Origin of the sequence: Kitasatospora sp. NPDC127121 (assembly GCF_042677305.1) — a bacterium.
Classification (GTDB): Bacteria; Actinomycetota; Actinomycetes; order Streptomycetales; family Streptomycetaceae; genus Kitasatospora.
The window spans coordinates 37,578-59,543 of sequence record NZ_JBHXTQ010000007.1 but is presented as its reverse complement, the minus strand read 5'-3'; the positions used below and the strand labels follow the sequence as shown (position 1 = coordinate 59,543).

The window sequence follows — 21,966 nt, the reverse complement described above, 5'->3', positions numbered from 1 at the left end:
CGGAGAGGTGGAGGCCTGATGTATTTCATCAGCTCCTCAGCTGAACGGCCGCCGACTAATCACCCGGGGGAGTGGGCGCGGTGTGCTCCGAATGAGGGAAGCGGAAAACGAGGGCGGAGTTATCCACAGGAAAAGAGAAAAATCCGGTGCGTCTCTCGGATTGCGTCACGCTTCCGGTCATGAACGCCGCGGACAACCGGAGCGTCATGAACAACGGGAGCGTCATGAACAACGAGCGCGTCACCCTGTCCCTCGGCCCGTCCTCCGGCCACCGGCCGGTCACCATGCGCGGTCCGGCCGACATGGCCGAGCTGCTGCCCTACCTCCTGGGGTTCTACCCCGACGACAGCATCGTCGCGGTCGGCCTCCAGGGGCCCGACCTGCACCAGGGCGGAGTGATCCGGGCGGACATCCCGGAGTCGCCCGAGCAGTGGCCGGCCGCGGCGGAGGAGACGGCCGCCCTGCTGGTCGCCCTCTCCGAGCGGCACGGCGAGCGGCCCGTCCAAGTGCTCCTCTACCTCTGCCAGGATCCGACCACGGCGCACGCCCCTCCGGCGGTGGACGGCCTGCGGCCGCTGGCGGACGACCTCCGGGCGGCCTTCGGGCGCAGGGGCGTGGCCGTCAAGGAGTCGCTCTGCGTCTCGGACGGCCGCTGGTGGTCCTTCCTCTGCCGCCGCGCCGGGTGCTGCGATCCGGCGGGCAACCCGATCCGCCGTGCCCCCGGCCCGGGCCCGGCGGCCGCCGCTGCGGCCTTCGCCGGCCTCGCGCCGCGCGGCAGCCGGAAGGCGATCATCGGCGGGCTGGCCCCGATCGGCCCGCCGGGGGCGGACGCCCAGCGTGCGGCGCTCGCGCGGGCCGAGGCGGCCGAGGCCAACGGTGCTGACGGCGCTGGGGGCTCCGGGGGCACGGCCGTCCAGGAGCAGGGCGCCGGCCTGCTCGACCAGGCCTTCGCCGAGTTCGCGGCCGGGGCCCGGGAGCTCGACGAGGAGCGGGCGGCCCGGCTGCTGGTCGCCCTGCGGGACCGCCTCACCCGGGATCGCGGCGTCGAGTACACCCGGCCCGCCGAGCTCGCGCCCGCCGAGCGGCTCTGGCGCTTCCTCGCCCGGCGCGCCGTGCCGCCCTACGAGGGCTGCGCGGTGGCCCCGCTCACCCTGCTGGCCTGGGCCTCCTGGGTGGCGGGGGACACCGCGACGGCCCGCGTCGTGCTGGGCCACGTCCTCCGGCTCGACCCGTCCTACCTGCTGGCCGAGCTGCTGTACGAGTCGTTGAACGACGGTATGACGCCCGACGCGCTGCTCGCGGCAGTCGAGGCGCAGCGTCGGCGGCGCGAGGCGGGTGGGCCTGTGCCGGCGCCCGCCGGCGAACCGGGGCCGGCGCCCACCGAGGGCCCGGGTGGTGACCAGGCGGGCCGCGGTGGGCCGTCGGGGCTGCCCGGGCCGGCGGGGGCCTCACGCCGCCGCCGGACGGCCCGCCGGAAGGCCGCGAAGGCGGCTCAGGCCACAACGGCGGCGGCCGAGTGGGGCCCGGTCGGCCCGGTCGGCCCCGCTGAGCCGACGCCGCGCCCGGACGGTCCGGGCCCGCTCGCCCTGCTGCCGGCGCCCGGGTGCGCTCCGGTGCCCCGGCAGCGGTCCGCCCGGGGTCTGCGGCTCGGTCGGGCAGCGGTGTCCCGGGCCGCCGCCGCACCGTCGGCCGCCGGGCGCCACCGGTGCCGTGGCGTCCGTCGGGCGGCGAGGGGAGCCCACCATGCGCGCTGACCTCGCCGGGCGTCCGCCAGGGGCCGCCCGGAGCCTCGCCGCCCGGCCCGGGCGGGCTTCGCTAGGCCTCGCCGTGCGCCAGCTTGATCAGGCGGTCGAGCACTTTGCCGCCGCTCGCCCGAAGGCCGTCGTGCTCCCACTCGTTGGTGATCCAGGTCCGCAGACCGCGCACCGCGCGGGCGGTCGCCAGCGAGTCGGCGGTGTTCACGTACATGTCGTCGTGGTAAACCGCCGCCACGACGGGGACGGTGTTGGCGGCCAGCTGCGCCGGGTCGTACAGGTCGGGCCAGTCGGTGCGGGCGGCCAGCAGGTCCGCGGTCTCCTTCAGCGGGCGCAGCGCCGGGTCGGTGTCGAACATCCAGGGGTAGATCATCTCCCCGGTGAACAGCACCGGTGCGCCGGAGTCCAGCGAGGCCCGGGCGTCGAACTGCGGGAACTCCTTGCGGACCCGCTCGGCCGACCAGGCGGTGCCGCCCTGGTCCACCGAGCGCTGGCCGTAGATCGACTCGTGCAGCACGGCGTACAGCGGGCCCTCCGCGAAGGAGAGCTTGGCCTGGGCACCGGCCAGGAAGGTGTCGGACAGCTCGGGGCCAGCCGCGCCGTCCACCCAGGCCTCCTCCAGCAGGTAGTGCAGGGTGCCGGAGCCGCTGCCGCCGCCGAGCATCAGACCGAGGGCCTGGAACGCCTCGACGGTGAGCAGTCCGCCGTCGGGCAGCGTCGCGGGGGCGGCGGCGAGGTGCGCGGCGATCCGCCGTACCGCCTCGACGTCCTGCGGGAACCTGGCGTAGTGGTCCTCGTTCTTGTGGACCACCCGCGGGTAGGCGGCGCGGTAGACGTCGTCCGCCGAACTGCCGAGGCCGGACAGGCCGCCGGTGATGAAGGCCTCGGCCAGGCCCTCGGGGGCGAAGGAGAGGTAGGTGAGGGTGCAGAAGCCGCCGAAGCTCTGGCCGAGCACGCTCCAGCGCCGGTCCGCGCCGAGCAGCTGGTGGCGGATCAGTTCGGCGTCCCGCACGATCGAGTCCGCGCGGAAGTGCGCCAGGTAGTCCGCCTGCTCCTGGGCGCCGCCGCGCCGGGCGAGGGTCTGCCGGGTCGCGGGCGTGGAGCGACCGGTGCCGCGCTGGTCGAGCAGGAGCACCCGGTAGTCGTCGAGGGCGCGTTCCAGCCAGGCGTCGCGGCCGAGCGGGCGGGCGGCCTTGCCGCCGGGGCCGCCCTGGAGGAAGACCAGCCAGGGCAGGTCGGCCTGCTCGCGGCCGGTGGCCACCACCTCGCGGGCGTACACCTCGATCTGCTCGCCCTGCGGGTCGGCGTGGTCGAGGGGGGCCTGGAAGATGTGGTCGGTCGTAACAATCCCGGGCAGCCGGCTGACGGTGGACATGCAACTCCTAGGTCTCTGCTGGTCACAGCGGTCAGGTCGCGGCTCACGGGGTCACCGGGTGCGGGCGCCGCGACCCCCGCACCGTATCCTGACCGCGGTCGGGCACCGGTTCGACGGCCACCGCCCACTCGGCCAGGCATACGATGCCGGGCCGGGGCGGGTTGCACGGCAGGCCGCGGGCCGGGACGCAGCCGCCGCCACCCGGCGGCGAGACCGCGCCGCCCTGGTGGCAGCCCAGTGACGGCCCGACCGTGACGGCTCGACGGCTGCGGCACGACCGCCTGGCGGGCCGGGCTCGACGGGCCGCACCCGTCGCCGGGCGTGACCTGGAGGCGGTGCGCGGCGTTCACCCCGGGGGGCCGGCGACCGGCCGACGCTCGTCCGGCGGCAGGTTCCGGGCGGACCGCCCGCCGAGCGGGGTGGCCACGGCGCCGGGGCACCGGAGCGTGCGGGGCCCGCTCGGGTCACCTGGCCCGGCCGTTGCTGCGGCCCACGGGCCGGGCGCCACCGGCAGGCCGGGCCACCGGACCTGACGACGCGCCGGGCGCCGCGTCGGGCCCGACGCGAAGGCGCGGCGCGCCGGTACCGGCCTGGTACCGCGCACCGCATGGCACGGCCCGGCACCGGGTACGGCCAGACACGGCACACCCGCCGACGGGGCACCCCGCCGGCCCGGCACCATCAGCACGCGATCGAGCGTGCTCGCGGCCCACCGGCCTGACCAGGCCACCGGACCGCCGAGGGGAGGAGAGTCCGGTGACCGCCATGAGGCCACCACAGGCCATGCCGGCCGAGAGCGTGGTCGGCGCGCCGAGACCGGTCGGCCGCCCCGACCAGGTCCAGCAGGTCCAGACGGCCGGACCGGCGGGGGCGTCCGTCGGCCCGAGTCGGCTCGCGGCCCCGCCAAGGCCGCAGCCTCCCGCCGTCCACCACGCGGTGCTCTGCGTCAACGCCCCCGCGATGGCCGCCTCCGGACCGGACGGTCAGCTGCGCGGCCACGGCCTGCACGGCTTCTACCGCAACGGCGTCCGGGTGCTCGCCCGGATGGAACTGCGTCTGGGCGGCATGGAGCCGCTGCCGCTCCAGGGCGCCCTGACCAGCACCGCGCAGGCCCGCTTCCTCGGCGCCGTCCGGCTCCCCGGCGACCTCGACCCGGACCCGGCGCTCACCGTCGAGCGGCTGCGTCACGCGGACGGAGTGGAGACCGTCATCGTGCGCAACACCGGTGGCCGGCCCGCCCGGCTGCCGATGGAGATCGCCCTCGGCACCGACCTCGGCCCGGTCGCCGAGATCGCCGCGGGGCACCGCCCGGCCGACCTGCCGGGCCAGGTGCAGTCCGCCGGGTTGCGCTGGGCCGGCCCGGCGCACAGCGCGGTGGTCAGCGCCAAGCCCTCCCCGCACGCGGTGCTGGCCGGGGCCGGGGTGCTCCGGTGGGACTTGGAGGTGCAACCCGGCGCCCGCTGGTCGGTCGAGCTGCGGGCCGAACTGGAGAGCACCGCCCCCGGCCCGCGGCCGCCCGGCGGGCGGGGCACGGGCGTGCCGCTGCCCTGGGCCGAACCGGAGGTCCGCAGCGACGACGCCCGGGCCGCCCTGCTGGTCACCCGTTCCCTGGACGCCCTCGGCGGGCTGCTGTTCGCCGACCCGGACCGCCCGACCGACCTCTACCCGGCCTCCGGAGCGCCCTGGCGCTTCGGCCTCGCCCCGGCCGACGCGCTCTGGGCCGCCCGGCTCACCCTGCCGCTCGGCACCCGGCTCGCCGCCGGCACCCTCCGGGCGCTGGCCCGCCGTCAGCAGCCCGCCGCCGCCCCGGGCCGCACCGAAGGCCTGCTGCCCGGCGCCCTCCGGCACGGCGGCCCCGAGCTGCCGCCCACCTGCACCGCCACCGAGGCCACCCTGCTGTTCGTCACCGTGCTGGCCGAGGCCTGGCGCTGGGGCCTGCCCCGCGCGGAGACCGCCGACCTGCTCCCGGCCGCCGAGCGGGCCCTGGCCGCCCTTCGCGAGGGCCTGGTCGACGGCTTCGTCACCGACCTCAGCCGTCCGGCAGAGGACCGCACCGCCCACCCGGTGGCCGCCCGGGCCGAGGTCCAGGCGCAGGCCCACCGCGCCGCCCTGCACGGCGCCGAACTGCTGGAGGCCTTCGGCCGCCCCGGCGCCGAGGAGTGGCGCGGCTGGGCCGCCGAACTGCGCGGGCGCTTTCGCGAGCGGTTCTGGATCGACGACCTCTCCGGCGGCCGCCCCGCCGCCGCGCTGGCGCCGGGCGGCCAGCCACTGCCGGCCGTTGCCTCCTGCCTGGTGCACCTGCTGGACACCGGGCTCGCCGCCGACGGCGGCCGGCACGAGAGCCTGCTGGACCGGGAACAGACCCGGCTGCTGGCCCAGCGCCTGGCCGCGCCGGAGCTGGACAGCGGCTGGGGCCTGCGCACGCTCAGCGCCAAGTCCCCCCGCTTCAACCCGCTGGGCCACCGCGGCGGCGCGGTGCGGGTCCACGAGACCGCGTTGGCGATCGCCGGGCTGGCCGAAGCCGGCCACGAGAACGAGGCCGGCGCCCTGCTGGAGGGCCTGCTCGCCGCGGCCGCCCACTACGAGGGGCGGCTGCCCGAGATGTACGCGGGGGAGCAGCGCATCCCCGGCTGCCCGCCGGTGCCGCACCCGGCCGCCTGCCGCCCGGCGGCGGTCTCGGCGGCCGGCGCCGCGCACGCGGTGTTCGCGCTCGCCGGGGTCCGCCCCGACGTGCCGGGCGGCCGGGTGCTGGTCCGCCCGGCCAGCACCGCTCCGCTCGGCGAGCTGGAGCTGACCGGCCTGCGGGTCGCCGGCGAGCCCTTCTCGGTCCGGGTGAGCCGGATCGGCGTGGCGATGGTCGAGGAGGCCTCCGCGGAGCTGCAACTGGTCGCCCGCTGACACCCCTGCCCGGGCCCGCCCGGCTCCGGCGACACCTCAGGCGGGCCGGGCGCGGTCCGTGTACGGGCCTGTGCTTATCGTCAGAGAGACGACTATGATCGTCGCCATGTCGCGCTACGATCCGTCGGCCTTCCCCCCGTTCGCTGTCACGGTTGACCTGGTGGTGCTGACGGTGCGCGACCACGCGCTCTGCGCCCTGCTGGTCAGACGCGGCGAGCCGCCGTTCCAGGGGTACTGGGCACTGCCCGGCGGCTTCGTCCGCCCGGACGAGGGCCTGGCCGAGGCCGCCTCTCGGGAGCTGGCCGAGGAGACCGGCCTGCGCGCGCACTCAGCCCCCGGCCACGAGGCGGTCGGCTCCGGCGCGGCCGGTGCCCACCTGGAGCAGCTCGCCACCTACGGCCACCCGCAGCGCGATCCCCGGATGCGGGTGGTCAGCGTCGCCTACCTGGTCCTCGCCCCCGACCTGCCGACCCCCCGGGCCGGCGGCGACGCCAGCAGCGCCCGTTGGGCCCCGGTCGGCGAACTGCTCGGCCAGAGCCCGGTCGACGGAGTCCCGCTCGCCTTCGATCACGGGCTGATCCTCGCCGACGGCGTGGAACGCGCCCGCTCCAAGATCGAGTACTCCTCCCTCGCCACCGCCTTCTGCCCCACCGAGTTCACCGTCGGCGAGCTGCGCCGGGTCTACGAGGCGGTCTGGGGCGTGGTCCTGGACCCGCGGAACTTCCACCGCAAGGTCACCGGCACCCCCGGCTTCCTGCTGCCCTCCGGCGGCACGACGACCCGTCAGGGTGGCCGTCCTGCCCAGCTGTTCACCGCGGGCGGCGCGACCGTCCTCAACCCGCCCATGCTGCGCCCGGAGTCCTGACCGGCCCCGGCCCGCCGCCCCCGGCCCGCCGCCGACTCCCCCTGGCCCGGGAATCGCAGGATCGGATTGTCCCCTGATCGGGTGAGGTGGGTGGCCGACGGGCCCGCGCCGCTCCCGTAATGCCCGGAATCTCCGCCACCGGCCCCTAATGTGCTGGCGCGGGGCCGTGCCGGCACGCGCCAACACACCAGGGGGCGCCCCGCGTCGGGCAGGTCGGCCGAGGGCATGGGAGCAGGCAGCGATGATCCAGATCACCGGACTGACCAAGGTCTACCGCAAGGGCGCGCCGCCCGCGGTGCTCGATCTGACCTTCGACGCCCGGCCCGGCATGGTGACCGTGCTGCTCGGCGCCGAGGGCGCGGGCAAGTCCACCGCGCTGCGGCTGATGCTCGAACTCGAACGCGGCCAGGGCGTCACGCTCTTCGACGGCCGCACCTACCGTCGGCTGCGCCGCCCCGAGCGGGAGGTCGGCGTGCTGCTGCCCGGCCCCGGGCCGGGCGCGGCCGCCGTGGCGGGCCACCCGGGCCGCAAGGCGCACGGCCACCTGCGGATGCTGGCGGCGGCGGTCGGCGCCCCTGCGCGGCGGGCCGACGAACTGCTGGAGCAGACCCGGCTGGCCGCCGTCGCCGGGCAGCGGCTGCGCAGCTTCTCGCCCGGCATGCACCGCCGGCTGGCCCTGGCCGCGGCCTTGCTCGGCGACCCCGGCACGCTGCTGCTGGACGCGCCGACCGAGGGCCTGTCCCCGCGCAACGTCGAGTGGTTCCACTCCTTCCTGCGCTCGTTCGGCGTCGCCGGCGGGACGGTCCTGGTGACCACCCGCACCCCGCAGGAGGCCGCGCAGCTCGCCGACCGGGTCATCACGCTGGACCGCGGTCGGCTGGTGGCAGACCAGCCGGTGGCGGAGTTCCGCCGGACCAGGCTCAGCCCCGAAGTGGCCGTCCGCGGGCCGCAGATGGCGCGGCTGGCCGACCTGCTGGTCAGTCAGGGCGCCGAGGTGCGGCGGGACGGCGGCGCGGGCCTCGCGGTGGCGGGCATCGACCGTACCGAGATCGGTGAACTCGCCTATCGCCACGGCATCCTGCTGCACGAGCTGGCCGACCGGGTGGTCGAGCAGCCGGCGCCCCGGGCCGCCCTGCCGGTCGCGTCGGGCCGCTCCGGCCACCTCCGTGTCCAGTCCGGCCCCACCGCTGCCGAGCCGGGCCCCGAGTCCGGACCCGAGCCCGCTCAGGAACCGGCCTCCGATGCCCCGGCCGTCACCGTCCCGCGCCACCGGGGCGCCCGTCGCCTGGAGGCCCGGCCGGCGGCCGCCCACCACCGGGACGAGGCGGCGCTGCCCACCCGCGCCCTGCCGGCCGCCTCGGCCGCGACCGCCCTCTCCACCCTCGGTACCACCCCCCACCAGGCCGAGCCCGCCGAGCCCACTCCGACCGTCGCCGTGGAGCGGCTGTTCCGTGGCGGCCCCGGCGCCCTGGCCAGATCCGCGTCGGCCCTCGCCCCGACCCCCGTCCCCGTCCCCGCCGCCGGCGCCGGGGAGCCCGGGCCCGACCCGGCCAGGGGCCGCCGCGAGAGCGCCGCCGACCTGCTGACCGACGACACCGTCCGGCTCGGCCGCCCGGCCCAGGCCCAGGCCGCGCCCCCGGTCCCCGGCGGTCCCGTCAGCCCCGCCACCCCCGACGACCACCGGAGCGAGTGAACCGTGCGTGTCCTGGCCTACGAGCTGCGCCGCCTGCGCGGCCTGCGTTCCACCTGGCTGTTGCTCACCGCCGTGCTGCTGTGCGACGCCGTCACGGCCGCCGTCCTGGCGAGCCAGGCCCCGGCCGGCCCGCTGGCCGCCCCGGCCGGGGTGCGGCTGCTGACCGCCGCCGTGCCGCTGATCCCGCTGCCGTTCGCCGCGTTCGGGGCCGGCGTGCTGGGCGCGCTCTCGTACGGGCACGAGGTGCGACACCCGGGGCTGCCGGCCTCCCGGGTGTCGTACCCGCGGCGGGTGCAGCTGCTGCTGGCCAAGCTGCTGGTGGTCGGTCCCGTCGCGGGGCTGTTGGCGCTGGCGACCCTGCTGCTCGACGCCGTGGCGGTGCAGCTGGCGCTGCCGGGCGGGGTGACGGTGGCCGCCTGGGCGGAGCCCTCGGCCTTGTCGGACCAGGTGTCGCAGGCGCTGGCCGCCACCGGGCTGTCCGGCCTGGCCGACCTGCCGGGCCTGGCCGACCTGCCGGGCGTGTTCGCTCCGGTGGGGCTGGCGGTCGGCCACGGGGTGCCGGCGGCTCTGCTGGCCTTCGTCCTGCTGACCGTCGTGGCGGGCTGGACCGGGGTGCTGACGGCGTCGCTGACCCGCAGTGCCTCGGTCGGGGTGCTGCTGTTGTGCGCGCTGCCGCCGCTGCTGGAGTCCGGTGTGGCGCTGCTGCTGCGGGAGACCGGCAGGCCGTGGCCGACCCGTGCGGCCGAACTGCTGCCGTTCCAGTCCGGCGTCGAATGGGCCTACGGCTGGGTTTACCGCGGGGGGCACGAGGCGGCGGCCGGGAGTGCGGCGCTGACGGATCCGGCCCTGCTCGTGGCGGTGGCGGCGCCCGCGGCCGTCCTGCTGCTCGCGGCGCTCCTGGTGCAGGTCCGGCGGCGCGCGCTCTGACGCCGGGCGTCGAGGGGGTGGTCGCGCCGAAGAATCAAGATCGACCAGCAGTGACCGTAATGCGCGGTTCTTCCTGATAAGAAGTCAATTATCCAGTCGCGGTCGATCACCCTTTCGTGTGCTTTTCACGAGAATTCTCAAGCTGCGCCTGCCGATCGCCGACAAAGGAGCTGTGAGTACCCTTGCGCACCCCACCATGACCCCCGCCCGTTCCGCCGACGGACCCATCCACGGCCCCGGCGATCTGGACCGCTTCTCGTACGCCGACCGGCCGACTCCGCCGGCGCCCCGCTGGGAGGGCGCCGAGTCCGATCTCGCCCGGGTCGGCCGCAAGACCACCAGCAGCCGCGGTCGCGGTCTGCACGGCCAGCTGGTCCAGCAGCTCGGCCAGATGATCGTCTCCGGCGACCTCGGTGCCGACCGTCCGCTCGTGCCCGAGGAGATCGGCCAGCGGTTCGAGGTGTCCCGCACGGTCGTCCGCGAGTCGCTGCGCGTCCTGGAGGCCAAGGGCCTGGTCAGTGCCCGGCCGAACGTCGGCACCCGGGTCCGCCCGGTCGCCGACTGGAACCTGCTGGACCCGGACATCATCGAGTGGCGCGCCTTCGGCCCGCAGCGGGACGAGCAGCGCCGGGAACTGTTCGAGCTCCGCTGGGCGATCGAGCCGCTGGCCGCCCGGCTCGCCGCCGGCCACGGCCGGGAGGACGTCCAGCAGCGACTGGTCGAGCTGGTCGAGATCATGGGCCACGCCGCCGCCCAGGCCGACCTCTCCACCTACGCCCGGGCCGACGCCGAGCTGCACGGCCTGATCCTCCAGATGGCCGGCAACCGGATGCTGGAGCACCTGTCCGGGATCGTCGCCGGCGCGCTGCAGGTGTCGGGCGGCCCGGCGATCTCCTGCGAGCGCGCCTCCGAGTCCTCGGTCAGCCTGCACGCCCGGCTGGTGGACGCGCTGGGCACCGGCGACGGCACCGCGGGGGAGGCCGCGATGCGGGCGCTGCTCACCGTCCACCCCGAGATCGAGCCGTCCGTCCCCGCCCCTCGGGAGCACTGAGCGGGCTGTTCCGGTGAGCGGGCGCCCCGTCCGTCCTCCGTTCCTCCAGGGCCCTCCGGCCGCACCCGCGCGGCGCAGCCGGAGGGCTTCTGCACGTCGGCGGTCCTACCCGGACGCGTGATGCCCCGTCCATGACAATAGGTTTCGGCGCGGGTGAGCGATGATGGATTCCGGCCCCGTGGCCGTGGGTGCCGAGTGGTGTGACCCGCGACACGAAGGCCATGCGTAACACTTGACGAGTAGCAGCGATGTCTCCTGAGCGGGGGCAGCTCCGGAATACTTCAACATGTCACAATGCTGTGTTGGTCCGCGGCGCTGCTGCCGTCCTGCAAACCCAGTCCTCAAGCCCGAGTCGGTCGGAATCGACACCGCGCGTCCGACGCGCGATTTCCTTCCCCGCCCGCTCGGGCGGCCGGTACGGGTTCGAGTCCACTCATCGTCCGAGAGGTTGTTCGTGTCGGCCAGCACATCCCGTTCACTTCCCCCCGAGATCGCCGAGTCCGCAGCTCTGCTGGCGCTCATCGAGCGGGGCAAGGCCCAGGGGCAGATCGCCGGTGACGACGTGCGCCAGGCGTTCGAGGCGGACCAGATCCCGGTCACCAAGTGGAAGAACGTCATGCGCAGCCTCAACCAGGTGCTGATTGAGGAGGGGGTGGATCTCATGGTCAGCGCGGCCGAACCGGCCGGCGCCAAGCGCAAGAGCGTTGCTGCCAAGAGCCCCACCAAGCGCACCGCCACCAAGGCTGTCACCACCCGGAGCCCGTCCGCCTCCACGGCCCCGACCAAGCCGCCCGTACGGATCGCGCCCGGTGCGCCCGTCGCGGCCCCGGCCGTGGCGGCCGCCACGGCGTCCGCCCCCACGGTGTCCGCCGGGATCACCTCGGAGACGACCGGTGTCGCCTCCGAGCTGAAGACGGTCGCGGCGAAGAAGGCGGCCCCGGCCAAGAAGGCCGCCGCCAAGAAGGCCGCCGCGCCGGCCAAGAAGACCGCCGCCAAGAAGACCGCCGCCAAGGCGGGCAAGGGCGACGAGGAGCTCGGTGGCGAGGAGGAGCTGCTCGAGGACGTCGCGCTGCCCGGCGACAAGGCCGGCGAGGAGGCGGAGCCCGAGGAGGAGTCGCAGGGCTTCGTGCTCTCCGACGACGACGAGGACGACGCGCCGGCCCAGCAGGTCGCCGTCGCCGGTGCCACCGCCGACCCGGTCAAGGACTACCTGAAGCAGATCGGCAAGGTCCCGCTGCTCAACGCCGAGCAGGAGGTCGAGCTCGCCAAGCGCATCGAGGCCGGTCTGTTCGCCGAGGACAAGCTCTCGGCCGCCGACAAGCTCGCCCCCAAGCTCAAGCGCGAGCTGGAGATCATCGCCGAGGACGGCCGCCGCGCCAAGAACCACCTGCTGGAGGCCAACCTCCGCCTGGTGGTCTCGCTGGCCAAGCGCTACACCGGCCGCGGCATGCTCTTCCTGGATCTGATCCAGGAGGGCAACCTCGGTCTGATCCGTGCGGTCGAGAAGTTCGACTACACCAAGGGCTACAAGTTCTCCACCTACGCCACCTGGTGGATCCGCCAGGCGATCACCCGCGCCATGGCCGACCAGGCCCGCACCATCCGCATCCCGGTGCACATGGTCGAGGTCATCAACAAGCTGGCCCGCGTCCAGCGCCAGATGCTCCAGGACCTGGGCCGCGAGCCCACCCCGGAGGAGCTGGCCAAGGAACTCGACATGACCCCCGAGAAGGTCATCGAGGTCCAGAAGTACGGCCGTGAGCCGATCTCGCTGCACACCCCGCTCGGCGAGGACGGCGACAGCGAGTTCGGTGACCTGATCGAGGACTCCGAGGCGGTCGTCCCGGCCGACGCGGTCTCCTTCACCCTGCTCCAGGAGCAGCTGCACTCGGTGCTGGACACCCTCTCCGAGCGCGAGGCCGGCGTGGTCTCGATGCGCTTCGGCCTGACGGACGGTCAGCCGAAGACGCTCGACGAGATCGGCAAGGTGTACGGGGTCACCCGTGAGCGCATCCGCCAGATCGAGTCGAAGACCATGTCGAAGCTGCGCCACCCGTCGCGTTCCCAGGTGCTGCGCGACTACCTGGACTGATCCGGCCGGTACGGTCGCAAGCGTGTGACGAAGGCCCGGAGCCCCACGGCTCCGGGCCTTCGCCGCTGTCCGGGCCCGGGCGGGTCAGCGTCCGGGTGGCCGTTGTCCCTCGTCCGGGTGGCGGTGCGGCGGGAAGCGGTCGCACCGCGTAGTCGATCACCTACGCTGTGGCGGTTGCCTGCTGCCGAGCCGACTGGAGTCACGGTGCTGCCCAACCCGGACCGCGCTGCCCTGCCGACCCCCGCCCCGCCCCCGGCGAGCCCGGCGGCCGCCCGTGCGGGCCGCCGCCGACGGGCCGCCGTGCTGGCGCTGCTGGCCGCCGTCCCCGTCCCGCTGGTCGCGCTCGGTGCGGCCGGTCCGGCCGGGGCGCAGCGCCGGGTGGTCGGCGGCACCGCCGAGACCACCGCCGACCACCCGTGGGTGGTGGCGCTGTCCAGCCGCCAGCAGTTCGGCAGCGGCCGCTCCGGCCAGTTCTGCGGGGGAGCGCTGGTCACGCCGACCAAGGTGGTGACGGCCGCGCACTGCTTCTACGACGAGTCCCGGGGCGCCAAGGTGGACCGGCCGGGGCTCAAGGCCGTCATCGGCCGGGACGACATGCGCAGCTCGGCCGGCCGCGAGGTGCCCGTGCGGTCGGTCTGGATCCACCCCGACTACTCCTTCACCGCGAACCTGAACGACGTCGCCGTGCTCACCCTCGCCGACCCCCAGGACTCCCGGCCGGTGATCGACCTGGTCGGCCAGGGCGAGACCGAGCCGTACGCGGCCGGGACCGCCGCGCGGGTCTTCGGCTGGGGCGACACCACCGGGCACGGCGACTACTCGCCCACGCTGCGCGGGGTGGAGGTGCCGGTCATCGCGGACCAGACCTGTGCGCAGGCCTACCCGGGCGGGCAGGACGGCAAGTTCGACGCCCGGGGCATGGTGTGCGCGGGCGAGGAGAAGGGCGGCAAGGACGCCTGCCAGGGCGACAGCGGCGGCCCGCTGGTCGTCGGCGGCCGACTGGTCGGCCTGGTCTCCTGGGGGACGGGTTGCGCCGAGGCGGCCCACCCGGGCGTCTACACCAGGGTGGCGTCCGTCGCGGACGCGGTGCGCTCGGTGCTGTGAGGGCCGCCCGGGCCGTTGCCGATGGCCAACTGGTCACGTTCTGAAGCCACATCGCTGCGGAGCGTGCGGCTCTCTGGGAACAGCAGAGCCGGGCGACCGGCCCCGAGGGGACCTGTCGCCCGGCTCACCGGTCGCGCGTGGTGCGCGACCGGACACACAGCTCGACGCCGACTGCTGGTGTGGCGCCTTGGATCAGCGCTCTTCTTCGGCGGCCGTGGCGTTGGTGGTGCCGCTGAGACGGCCGCTCTCGTCCTGTATCTCCACGGCGATCTTCTTGAGCTCGGGCTCGAACTTCCGGCCGTGGTGGGCGCAGAAGAGCAGCTCTCCGCCGCTGGCGAGTACGACGCGCAGGTAGGCCTGGGCGCCGCAGCGGTCGCAGCGGTCAGCCGCGGTGAGCGGGCTCGCAGGTGTCAGAACAGTAGTCACGTCGCCTCTTCTCTAGCTCGACGAGCTGTCGTACCAGGGTCAACATCCAACCAGGCCGAAAACGTTCCCGCTCGTGGCTTTTCTTCTCTGAGGATTCTGCTGTGTTGATGAGGACGTGCCCCGGGGGCCGGTGGTTCATGCGTACCGAATCCCAGGATCCGCCCGTCCCTCGAACGCCCGATCGGGACCGGGTGCGAGGTCCGCGTAGCATAATCCTCTGCCGGGTTGGAGCATAAGCCCCGCCCCGGGCCCCGGTAGCCTGCATAACGGCAGTTCCGGAGCCTGTGCCAGGCCCCACGATCCGCCAGGACCGGTGGTACCGGGAGGAGATGGCGCCCCGGGGTCCGGATACCGGAGCGGTCCTTGTTCGCGCAGCGCGTACAAGCTGCGCGGGAGCGGCCCGCCGTGCTGTGCACCCAGCGGAGGGGTGCGAGCACACCGGGCGACGACTGTCGGTGCGGCGTGCTGCACTGGCGGATGGTCCGGATGCGTCCGGATGTGACCGATAAGACAGAACTTCACCGAGGAGAGTGCCGCGTGAGTGCCGAAACGACCGTGCCGTCCGCACTGCTGGCCGGCGACGACGGTTCCAACTACACCGCTCGGCACCTGCTCGTCCTGGAGGGCCTGGAGGCGGTCCGCAAGCGCCCCGGCATGTACATCGGCTCGACGGACAGCCGCGGCCTGATGCACTGCCTCTGGGAGATCATCGACAACTCCGTCGACGAGGCGCTGGGCGGTCACTGCGACCGCATCGAGGTCCTGCTGCACCCGGACTCCTCGGTCGAGGTCCGCGACAACGGGCGCGGCATCCCGGTCGACGTCGAGCCCAAGACCGGGCTGTCCGGCGTCGAGGTCGTGATGACCAAGCTGCACGCCGGCGGCAAGTTCGGCGGCGGCTCCTACGCGGCCTCCGGCGGCCTGCACGGCGTCGGCGCCTCGGTGGTCAACGCGCTCTCCGCCCGGTTGGACGTCGAGGTCGACCGCAGCGGACACACCCACGCGATCAGCTTCCGCCGCGGAACCCCCGGCATCTTCACCGAGGCCAGCCCGGACGCGCCCTTCGAGCCCGCCAACGGCCTGACCAGGGCCCGCAAGGTGCCCAAGGCCCGCACCGGCACCAGGATCCGCTACTGGGCCGACCGGCAGATCTTCCTCAAGGACGCCCGGCTCTCCCTGGAGCACCTGTACAGCCGCGCCCGGCAGACCGCGTTCCTCGTCCCCGGCCTGACCATCGTCGTGCGTGACGAGCGGCTCACCGAGAGCGAGCAGGTCGAGGAGTCGGTCTTCCGCTTCGACGGCGGCATCGCCGAGTTCTGCGAGTTCCTGGCGCCCGACAAGCCGGTCTGCGACGTGCTGCGGCTGCACGGCGAGGGCACCTTCAAGGAGACGGTGCCCGTCCTGGACGAGCTCGGCCACATGACCCCCACCGAGGTCACCCGGCAACTCGGCGTGGACATCGCGCTGCGCTGGGGCGCCGGTTACGACACCACCCTGCGCTCCTTCGTCAACATCATCGCCACCCCCAAGGGCGGCACCCACATGACCGGCTTCGAGCGCTCGCTGGCCAAGACCGTCAACGAGGCGCTGCGCGCGGCCAAGCTGCTGCGCGTCGCCGAGGACGACATCACCAAGGACGACGCCACCGAGGGCCTCACCGCGGTGGTCACCGTCCGGCTCGCCGAGCCGCAGTTCGAGGGCCAGACCAAGGAGGTGCTCGGCACCTCGGCGGCCAACCGGATCGTCGCCGCCGTCGTCGCCAAGGAGCTCAAGGCCTTCCTCACCTCGGCCAAGAAGGACCAGAAGCTCCAGGCCCGGGCCGTGCTGGACAAGGTCGTCGCGGCCGCCCGCACCCGGGTCGCGGCCCGCCAGCATAAGGAGGCCCAGCGCCGCAAGACCGCGCTGGAGACCAGTTCGCTGCCGGCCAAGCTGGCCGACTGCCGCAGCGACGACGTCGACCGCAGCGAACTGTTCATCGTCGAGGGCGACTCCGCGCTCGGCACCGCCAAGCTCGCCCGCAACTCCGAGTTCCAGGCGCTGCTACCGATCCGCGGCAAGATCCTCAACGTGCAGAAGGCCTCGGTGAGCGACATGCTCAAGAACACCGAGTGCGCCGCGATCATCCAGGTGATAGGGGCCGGTTCGGGCCGCACCTTCGACATCGACCAGGCCCGCTACGGCCGGGTCATCTTCATGGCCGACGCCGACGTCGACGGCTCGCACATCCGCACCCTGCTGCTGACGCTGTTCCACCGCTACATGCGGCCGATGGTCGAGCAGGGCCGGGTCTTCGCCGCCGTGCCGCCGTTGCACCGGATCGAGCTCACCAGCCCCAAGCGCGGCCAGGAGAAGTACCACTACACCTACTCCGACGCCGAACTGCGCTCCACCCTGCTGGAGTTCCAGCGCAAGGGGCAGCGCTGGAAGGAGCCGGTGCAGCGGTACAAGGGCCTGGGCGAGATGGACGCCGACCAGCTGGCCGAGACCACCATGGACCCGCGCCACCGCACGCTGCGCCGGATCAACCTGGGCGACCTGGAGCAGGCCGAGCGGATCTTCGACCTGCTGATGGGCAACGACGTCGCCCCGCGCAAGGAGTTCATCGTGGACTCGGCGGCCACCCTGGACCGCTCCCGCATCGACGCCTGAGGCCTTCGGATCCCTCCGGCACGAGGGCCCTCCACCCGTGGGTGGAGGGCCCTCGTGCTGCGGGTTCCACCTGTGGTCCACCCCGGCGCCGATCAACCGGGGGCGCCGGATCCGTAACGTCGGAGAGGTCAGTACAAGCCTCCTGTCGGGACGGAGAAGTCCGATGACCGCCCTCGTCAACATCGTCGTGATCATCGCGGTGATGGTCCTCGTGGTCCAGCGCCAGATGCGCGCCCAGCGCCTGGACACCGAGCGCCGCTTCTGGCTGCTGCCGCTGATCCTCGGGGCGCTCGCGCTGCGCGACCCGCAGCTCATCGACCACCAGCACACCGCGCTGTCCGCCACCCTGGTCGGGTGCGGCCTGGCGGCGGTGGTCGCGATGGGCTCCGTCTGGGGCTGGACCGTGCGGCTGTGGCGGGCCGGGGACGGTTCGGTCTGGGCCAAGGGCACCAAGGCCACGGTGGCCGCCTGGGTCGGCATGCTCGCCATCCGGCTCGCCCTGTACGGCGTCGGCGCGGCACTGCACGTCCACCAGGCGGGCAGCGCGCTGCTGCTGGGACTGGCGGTCCTGCTGCTGACCCGCTCGTTCGTGGTGAACTGGCGGGCACGGGCCCTGGACCTGCCGCAACAGGCCGCCGTACCGCGCTGACCGCGCTGACCGCCTTGCCCGGGGCCTGCCGGGCCCGCTGTCCGAGAACGTCGAGGAGGCACCCGTGGCCGAGTGGTACTGGACCCGCTGGCCGTCCCGCGAGGGGCTGGAGCGCGAGGCCGGGAGATGGCCGCGGCGGGTCCTCGCCCTGCTCGGCCGCACCGTCCTGCTGGTCGTCGTCTGCTGGGGGACGTTCTCCGGCGGCAAGTACACGGGCTGGGCGGTGGCCGTCGCGGCGGCCGGACTGTTCGGGGTCGCCGCCCTGGCCGCCGGCTACCTCTACGCCACCCGGGAGCAGCGCCTGGCGCTCTCGCTCGGCCTGGCCGCCGCCCTGCTCGGCAGCGCCTGGCTGGCCAACTGGGGGCAGGCCTACCTGCTGGCCGACTTCGTCTGGTGCGGGCTGGCCGTGATCGGGGTGGTCCGGCTGCCGGCCGCGCCCGGCCTGCTCACCGCGGCGGCCGCGCTGGGCTCGTACACCGCCGCCAGCTGGGCGAGTTGGGTGAGCATCTTCGCCACCATCGGCGGGCTCGGCCTGCTCGGCTACCTGCTGCGGCTGGACGTCGAGGCCCGTGGCACCGCCCGCCAACTGCTCACCCAGGAGCGCGCCGCCCGGGCCGCCGAGGCGGAGAGCGCGGCGCTCGCCGAACGGGCCAGGATCGCCCGGGAGATCCACGACGTGCTCGCGCACAGCCTTTCCGCGCAGCTCGTCCACCTGGAGGCGGCCCGGTTGATGCTGGACGCCGGCACCGACCGCGAGCAGATCCGCGAACGGGTCGTCGCGGCCCGGCGGATGGCTCAGGACGGGCTGGTCGAGACCCGGCAGGCGCTGTCCGCGCTGCGCGGCGAACTCACCCCGGTCGGCGAGTTCCTGGTGGAGCTGACCGGGCGGGAGCGGGCCACGCTCACCGTCACCGGCACGCCCCGGCCGCTCGCCGCCGAGGCCGCCCTCGCGGTGCGGCGCACCGCGCAGGAGGCGGTGACCAACGTCCGCAAGCACGCGCCCGGCGCCCGGTGCACCGTCGAACTGCGCTACCTGGCGGAGGCGGTGGAGCTGGAGGTGCGCAACTCCCGCCCTCCGCGCGGCGAACCGTCCGGAGAGCTGTCGGCCAGCGGCAGCGGGTACGGTCTGCTGGGGATGCGCGAACGCGCGGAACTGCTCGGCGGCACCCTGCTGGCGGGCCCCGAGGACGGAGGGTGGCGCGTGCTGCTGCAGGTGCCGGCATGAGCGAGCGCGGCGAGCTCATCATCAGCAGGTGCGGATTTCGCGAAGCGACTGCCGAGCGAAGCGGGGCGGGCGCATGAGCGAGGCAGAGGTCACCAGGGTGCTGGTGGTGGACGACCAGACGGTGGTGCGCGAGGGCATCGTGATGCTGCTGGGGCTGCTGCCCGGCATCGAGGTGGTCGGCGCGGCGGCGGACGGGGAGGAGGCCGTCGCCCTGGTGGAGCGGTGTCACCCGGACGTGGTGCTGATGGATCTGCGGATGCCGCGCGTCGACGGCGTCGAGGCGACCCGGCGGATCCGGGCCGCGCACCCGCAGACCGAGGTCGTGGTGCTCACCACCTACGCCGACGACGACTCGCTGTTCCCCGCTCTGCAGGCCGGGGCGCGCGGATACCTCACCAAGGACGCCGGCGGTGAGGAGATCGCCCGGGCGATCGCGGACGTCCGCGCGGGGGCGGCCGGGCTCTCGCCGCAGATCCAACTCCGTTTGCTGGAAAGGCTTTCAGGGCCTCCGGCCGGATCCGTGCCGGGGGCCGGGAAGCCGGTCGGGCGGCCGGGGGAGCTCCCGGACGGGCTGACCGCCCGGGAGGCGGAGGTGCTGGCGCTGATCGCCGAGGGGCTCTCCAACGCCGAGATCGCCCAGCGGCTGTTCGTCAGCCAGGCCACCGTGAAGACGCACATCAACAACCTGTTCGCCAAGACCGCGGTAAGGGACCGGGCGCAGGCGGTCTCGTACGCCTTTCGACACGGGATCACCGGTACGCAGCAGTAGTCGGATGAGTGTCTGTCGGATGATCGATCACCTCATCGAGTGAAGGTATCGGCAATGGTCAGAGGGGCTGTCCGGCGGCCGCCATCATGGTTGGGGTCAGAGTGCCCGCCGGTCCAGGAGCAGTTGTGCCACAGCAGCAGACGAGCAGTCCCGGACAGGGGCAGCGATTTGACTGGTGGGCCGCTCCGGCCGCCGCCACCGCCTCCGACCGGTCGGCCGTGCCCGGCCAACCGGCGGTGCCGGCCCAGTCGGCCCCCACCCGCGCGGTCCAGCCGGTACCGGCCGAGCGGGCGCCCGCCCCGGTCGCCGCCCCCGCCGCCCGACCCGCCGCCGAACCGGCGGCCGCCCCCCGGGCCCTGGCGCCCGCCACCGACAGCACCGAGGTGTACCGGGCCGTCCAGCGCAGCGACGCCTTCCAGGACATCCGCCGCAGCTACCGGTCGTTCGTCTTCCCGGTCAGCGGCGCCTTCCTCGGCTGGTTCCTGATGTACGTCGCCGCGCAGGCCGCCGCCCCGGGCCTGATGCGCAGCCAGGTGGCCGGCCCGCTCAACGTGGCCTGGCTGCTCGGCCTGCTGCAGTTCGCCTCCACCTTCCTGCTCACCTGGCTCTACGCCCGCAACGCCCGGACCAAGCGCGACCGCGCCGCCCTGGGCCTGCGCTGGGACACCCAGGACCAGCTGCGATGACGACCACGATCACGACCGCGGTGACGACCGCGATGACGACCGCCACCCCGCCCCCCGTCGCCCCCACCGGCGACCACCACGACCTCGCGATCGCGCTGTTCGCCGTCGTCGTCCTGGTCACCCTGGCGATCACCCTCTGGGTCGGCCGCCGGGGCAGCGCCACCGAGGACTTCTACGCCGGCGGCCGGGACTTCACCCCGCTCCAGAACGGCTTCGCGCTCTCCGGTGACTACCTCTCCGCCGCCTCCTTCCTCGGCGTCGCCGGACTGATCGCGCTGTACGGCTACGACGGCGTGCTCTACAGCATCGGCTTCCTGGTCGCCTGGCTGGTGGTGCTGATGCTGGTCGCCGAACTGGTCCGCAACGCCGGCCGGTACACCCTCGCCGACGTGCTCGCCCTGCGGCTGCGCCGCCGCAAGGTCCGGGCCGCGGCCGGGGGCGCCAGCGTCGTCGTCACCCTGCTCTACCTGGTCGCCCAGATGGTCGGCGCGGGCTCGCTGGTCGCCCTGCTGCTCGGCACCAACAGCGCCCAGGCCCGGACCTGGACCATCGTCGCCGTCGGCGGACTGATGATCGTCTACGTCACGATCGGCGGGATGCGGGCCACCACCTGGATCCAGATCGTCAAGGCCTTCCTGCTGATCGCCGGCTCGGTGCTGCTCACCGTGCTGCTGATGGTCCGCTTCCACGGCGACGTCGGCGAGCTGATGCGCCAGGCCGCCCAGCACAGCGGCGCCGGGCGGCGCTACCTCGAACCCGGCCTCAAGTACGGCGCCACCTTCACCAGCCGGCTCGACTTCTTCAGCCTGGGCCTCGCCCTGGTGCTCGGCACCGCCGGACTGCCGCACATCCTGTCCCGCTTCTACACCGTGCCCACCGCGAGGGCCGCCCGCCGCTCCACGATGTGGGCGATCGGCCTGGTCGGCGGCTTCTACCTGATGGCCATCGCGCTCGGCCTGGGCGCGACCGCGCTGGTCGGCTCGGCGGAGGTGCGGCACGCCAACTCGGCCGGGAACACCGCCGTCCCGCTGCTCGCCCTGGTGCTCGGCGGCGGCAACGGCAGCACCGGCGGGGTGGTGCTGTTCGCGCTGATCTCGGCGATCGCCTTCGCCACCATCCTCGCCGTGGTCGCCGGGCTCACCCTGGCCTCCTCGGCGGCCTTCGCCCACGACATCTGGGCCGGCGCCTGGCGCGGCCGGCCGCGCCGGCGCCCCTTCCGGCGGCGCGCCGCCGTCCCGGCCTCCCGGCCGGGGGAGGCGGGGGACCCGGCGGAGGCCGAGCCGACGGGCGAGGCCAGCGAGCGCCAGGAGGTCTGGGTGGCGCGGTTCGCGGCCGTCGGGATCGGCGCGGCCGCGATCGCGATCAGCCTCTACGCCCAGCAGCTGAACGTCGCCTTCCTGGTCGGCCTGGCCTTCGCGGTGGCCGCCTCCAGCAACCTGCCCGTCCTGCTGTACAGCCTGTTCTGGTCGCGGTTCACCGCCCGAGGCGCGGTCTGGTCGGTGTACGGCGGGCTGGTCCCGGCGATCGTGCTGGTCGTCTTCTCCCCGGTGGTCTCCGGCACCAAGGTGGCGCTCTTCCCCGGCGTCGACTTCCACTGGTTCCCGCTGGAGAACCCCGGCATCATCTCCATCCCGCTCGGCTTCCTGGCCGGCTGGATCGGGACGATCACCTCGCCCGAGCCGGCCGACGCGGACCGCTTCGCCGAGCTGGAGGTGCGCGCCCTCACCGGTGCGGGTGCGGCCTGAGCGCCGCGCCCCGGGGAACCCCGGCGGGCCTGGGGCCGCCGGGGTTCCCCCACGTCCG

At 74.4% G+C, this 21,966-nt stretch carries 16 protein-coding genes; 14 read left to right on the top strand and 2 right to left on the bottom strand.

The window, feature by feature from the left end; translation table 11 throughout:
* The first annotated feature begins 179 nt into the window (after nucleotides 1-179).
* Complete coding sequence (locus ACFVHI_RS06620; RefSeq protein ID WP_380336365.1) at nucleotides 180-1,754, top strand: DUF4192 family protein; 1,575 nt, start codon at nucleotides 180-182, stop codon at nucleotides 1,752-1,754.
* Between the two features lie 61 nt (nucleotides 1,755-1,815).
* On the opposite strand, the gene ACFVHI_RS06615 is transcribed toward ACFVHI_RS06620, so the two are convergent.
* Nucleotides 1,816-3,129 carry an alpha/beta fold hydrolase gene (locus tag ACFVHI_RS06615; RefSeq protein WP_380336362.1) on the bottom strand — a complete coding sequence of 438 codons (1,314 nt, stop codon included), beginning with the start codon at nucleotides 3,127-3,129 and terminating at the stop codon, nucleotides 1,816-1,818.
* 765 nt (nucleotides 3,130-3,894) lie between these two features.
* Between ACFVHI_RS06615 and ACFVHI_RS06610 the strand changes: the two genes are divergently transcribed.
* The 7 genes from ACFVHI_RS06610 (at nucleotide 3,895) to ACFVHI_RS06580 (ending at nucleotide 13,759) form a co-directional block, all read left to right on the top strand.
* A complete protein-coding gene (locus tag ACFVHI_RS06610) occupies nucleotides 3,895-6,027 on the top strand; it encodes a glycogen debranching N-terminal domain-containing protein (RefSeq protein ID WP_380336477.1) in 2,133 nt (710 codons plus the stop codon).
* Between the two features lie 106 nt (nucleotides 6,028-6,133).
* Nucleotides 6,134-6,892 (top strand): NUDIX domain-containing protein, encoded by a 759-nt coding sequence (locus ACFVHI_RS06605; protein ID WP_380336359.1) that lies wholly within the window; start codon nucleotides 6,134-6,136, stop codon nucleotides 6,890-6,892.
* A 241-nt stretch (nucleotides 6,893-7,133) separates the two neighbouring features.
* Nucleotides 7,134-8,585 (top strand): ATP-binding cassette domain-containing protein, encoded by a 1,452-nt coding sequence (locus ACFVHI_RS06600; RefSeq protein WP_380336357.1) that lies wholly within the window; start codon nucleotides 7,134-7,136, stop codon nucleotides 8,583-8,585.
* 3 nt (nucleotides 8,586-8,588) lie between these two features.
* Nucleotides 8,589-9,512, top strand: a complete 924-nt coding sequence (locus tag ACFVHI_RS06595) for a hypothetical protein (RefSeq protein ID WP_380336354.1) — start codon at nucleotides 8,589-8,591, stop codon at nucleotides 9,510-9,512.
* A 118-nt stretch (nucleotides 9,513-9,630) separates the two neighbouring features.
* Nucleotides 9,631-10,563 carry a FadR/GntR family transcriptional regulator gene (locus ACFVHI_RS06590; RefSeq protein ID WP_063349357.1) on the top strand — a complete coding sequence of 311 codons (933 nt, stop codon included), beginning with the start codon at nucleotides 9,631-9,633 and terminating at the stop codon, nucleotides 10,561-10,563.
* Nucleotides 10,564-11,017: 454 nt separating this feature from the next.
* A complete protein-coding gene (locus tag ACFVHI_RS06585) occupies nucleotides 11,018-12,655 on the top strand; it encodes an RNA polymerase sigma factor (RefSeq protein WP_063349358.1) in 1,638 nt (545 codons plus the stop codon).
* A 300-nt stretch (nucleotides 12,656-12,955) separates the two neighbouring features.
* Entirely contained in the window at nucleotides 12,956-13,759 is an 804-nt protein-coding gene (locus ACFVHI_RS06580; protein ID WP_063351409.1) for a serine protease, read from the top strand.
* A 192-nt stretch (nucleotides 13,760-13,951) separates the two neighbouring features.
* Here the strand turns inward: ACFVHI_RS06580 and ACFVHI_RS06575 are convergent, their stop codons facing one another.
* Nucleotides 13,952-14,185: a hypothetical protein gene (locus ACFVHI_RS06575; RefSeq protein ID WP_063349359.1), complete on the bottom strand. Its 234-nt coding sequence runs from the start codon at nucleotides 14,183-14,185 to the stop codon at nucleotides 13,952-13,954.
* A 537-nt stretch (nucleotides 14,186-14,722) separates the two neighbouring features.
* Between ACFVHI_RS06575 and ACFVHI_RS06570 the strand changes: the two genes are divergently transcribed.
* The 6 genes from ACFVHI_RS06570 to ACFVHI_RS06545 all read left to right on the top strand — a co-directional run bounded on the left by ACFVHI_RS06570 (nucleotide 14,723) and on the right by ACFVHI_RS06545 (nucleotide 21,908).
* Nucleotides 14,723-16,834 (top strand): type IIA DNA topoisomerase subunit B, encoded by a 2,112-nt coding sequence (locus ACFVHI_RS06570; protein WP_063349360.1) that lies wholly within the window; start codon nucleotides 14,723-14,725, stop codon nucleotides 16,832-16,834.
* A 163-nt stretch (nucleotides 16,835-16,997) separates the two neighbouring features.
* Entirely contained in the window at nucleotides 16,998-17,483 is a 486-nt protein-coding gene (locus tag ACFVHI_RS06565) for a CcdC protein domain-containing protein (protein WP_063349361.1), read from the top strand.
* A 64-nt stretch (nucleotides 17,484-17,547) separates the two neighbouring features.
* Nucleotides 17,548-18,708: a sensor histidine kinase gene (locus ACFVHI_RS06560; protein ID WP_063349362.1), complete on the top strand. Its 1,161-nt coding sequence runs from the start codon at nucleotides 17,548-17,550 to the stop codon at nucleotides 18,706-18,708.
* 73 nt (nucleotides 18,709-18,781) lie between these two features.
* A complete protein-coding gene (locus ACFVHI_RS06555) occupies nucleotides 18,782-19,477 on the top strand; it encodes a response regulator transcription factor (RefSeq protein ID WP_063349363.1) in 696 nt (231 codons plus the stop codon).
* 125 nt (nucleotides 19,478-19,602) lie between these two features.
* The gene (locus ACFVHI_RS06550; protein WP_244293460.1) at nucleotides 19,603-20,163 is read left to right on the top strand and encodes a DUF485 domain-containing protein; all 561 of its coding nucleotides are present in this window, start codon (nucleotides 19,603-19,605) and stop codon (nucleotides 20,161-20,163) included.
* A gap of 32 nt (nucleotides 20,164-20,195) precedes the next feature.
* Complete coding sequence (locus ACFVHI_RS06545) at nucleotides 20,196-21,908, top strand: cation acetate symporter (RefSeq protein WP_063351411.1); 1,713 nt, start codon at nucleotides 20,196-20,198, stop codon at nucleotides 21,906-21,908.
* Nucleotides 21,909-21,966 lie beyond the last annotated feature (58 nt).

What these genes read in the sequence shown, in the direction of transcription:
- ACFVHI_RS06620 (WP_380336365.1), top strand. Translation starts at nt 180, where the DNA reads ATGAACGCCGCGGACAACCGGAGCGTCATGAACAACGGGAGCGTCATG.
- ACFVHI_RS06545 (WP_063351411.1), top strand. Translation starts at nt 20,196, where the DNA reads ATGACGACCGCCACCCCGCCCCCCGTCGCCCCCACCGGCGACCACCAC.
- ACFVHI_RS06610 (WP_380336477.1), top strand. Translation starts at nt 3,895, where the DNA reads ATGAGGCCACCACAGGCCATGCCGGCCGAGAGCGTGGTCGGCGCGCCG.
- ACFVHI_RS06565 (WP_063349361.1), top strand. Translation starts at nt 16,998, where the DNA reads ATGACCGCCCTCGTCAACATCGTCGTGATCATCGCGGTGATGGTCCTC.
- ACFVHI_RS06605 (WP_380336359.1), top strand. Translation starts at nt 6,134, where the DNA reads ATGTCGCGCTACGATCCGTCGGCCTTCCCCCCGTTCGCTGTCACGGTT.
- ACFVHI_RS06555 (WP_063349363.1), top strand. Translation starts at nt 18,782, where the DNA reads ATGAGCGAGGCAGAGGTCACCAGGGTGCTGGTGGTGGACGACCAGACG.
- ACFVHI_RS06615 (WP_380336362.1), bottom strand. Translation starts at nt 3,129, where the DNA reads ATGTCCACCGTCAGCCGGCTGCCCGGGATTGTTACGACCGACCACATC.
- ACFVHI_RS06600 (WP_380336357.1), top strand. Translation starts at nt 7,134, where the DNA reads ATGATCCAGATCACCGGACTGACCAAGGTCTACCGCAAGGGCGCGCCG.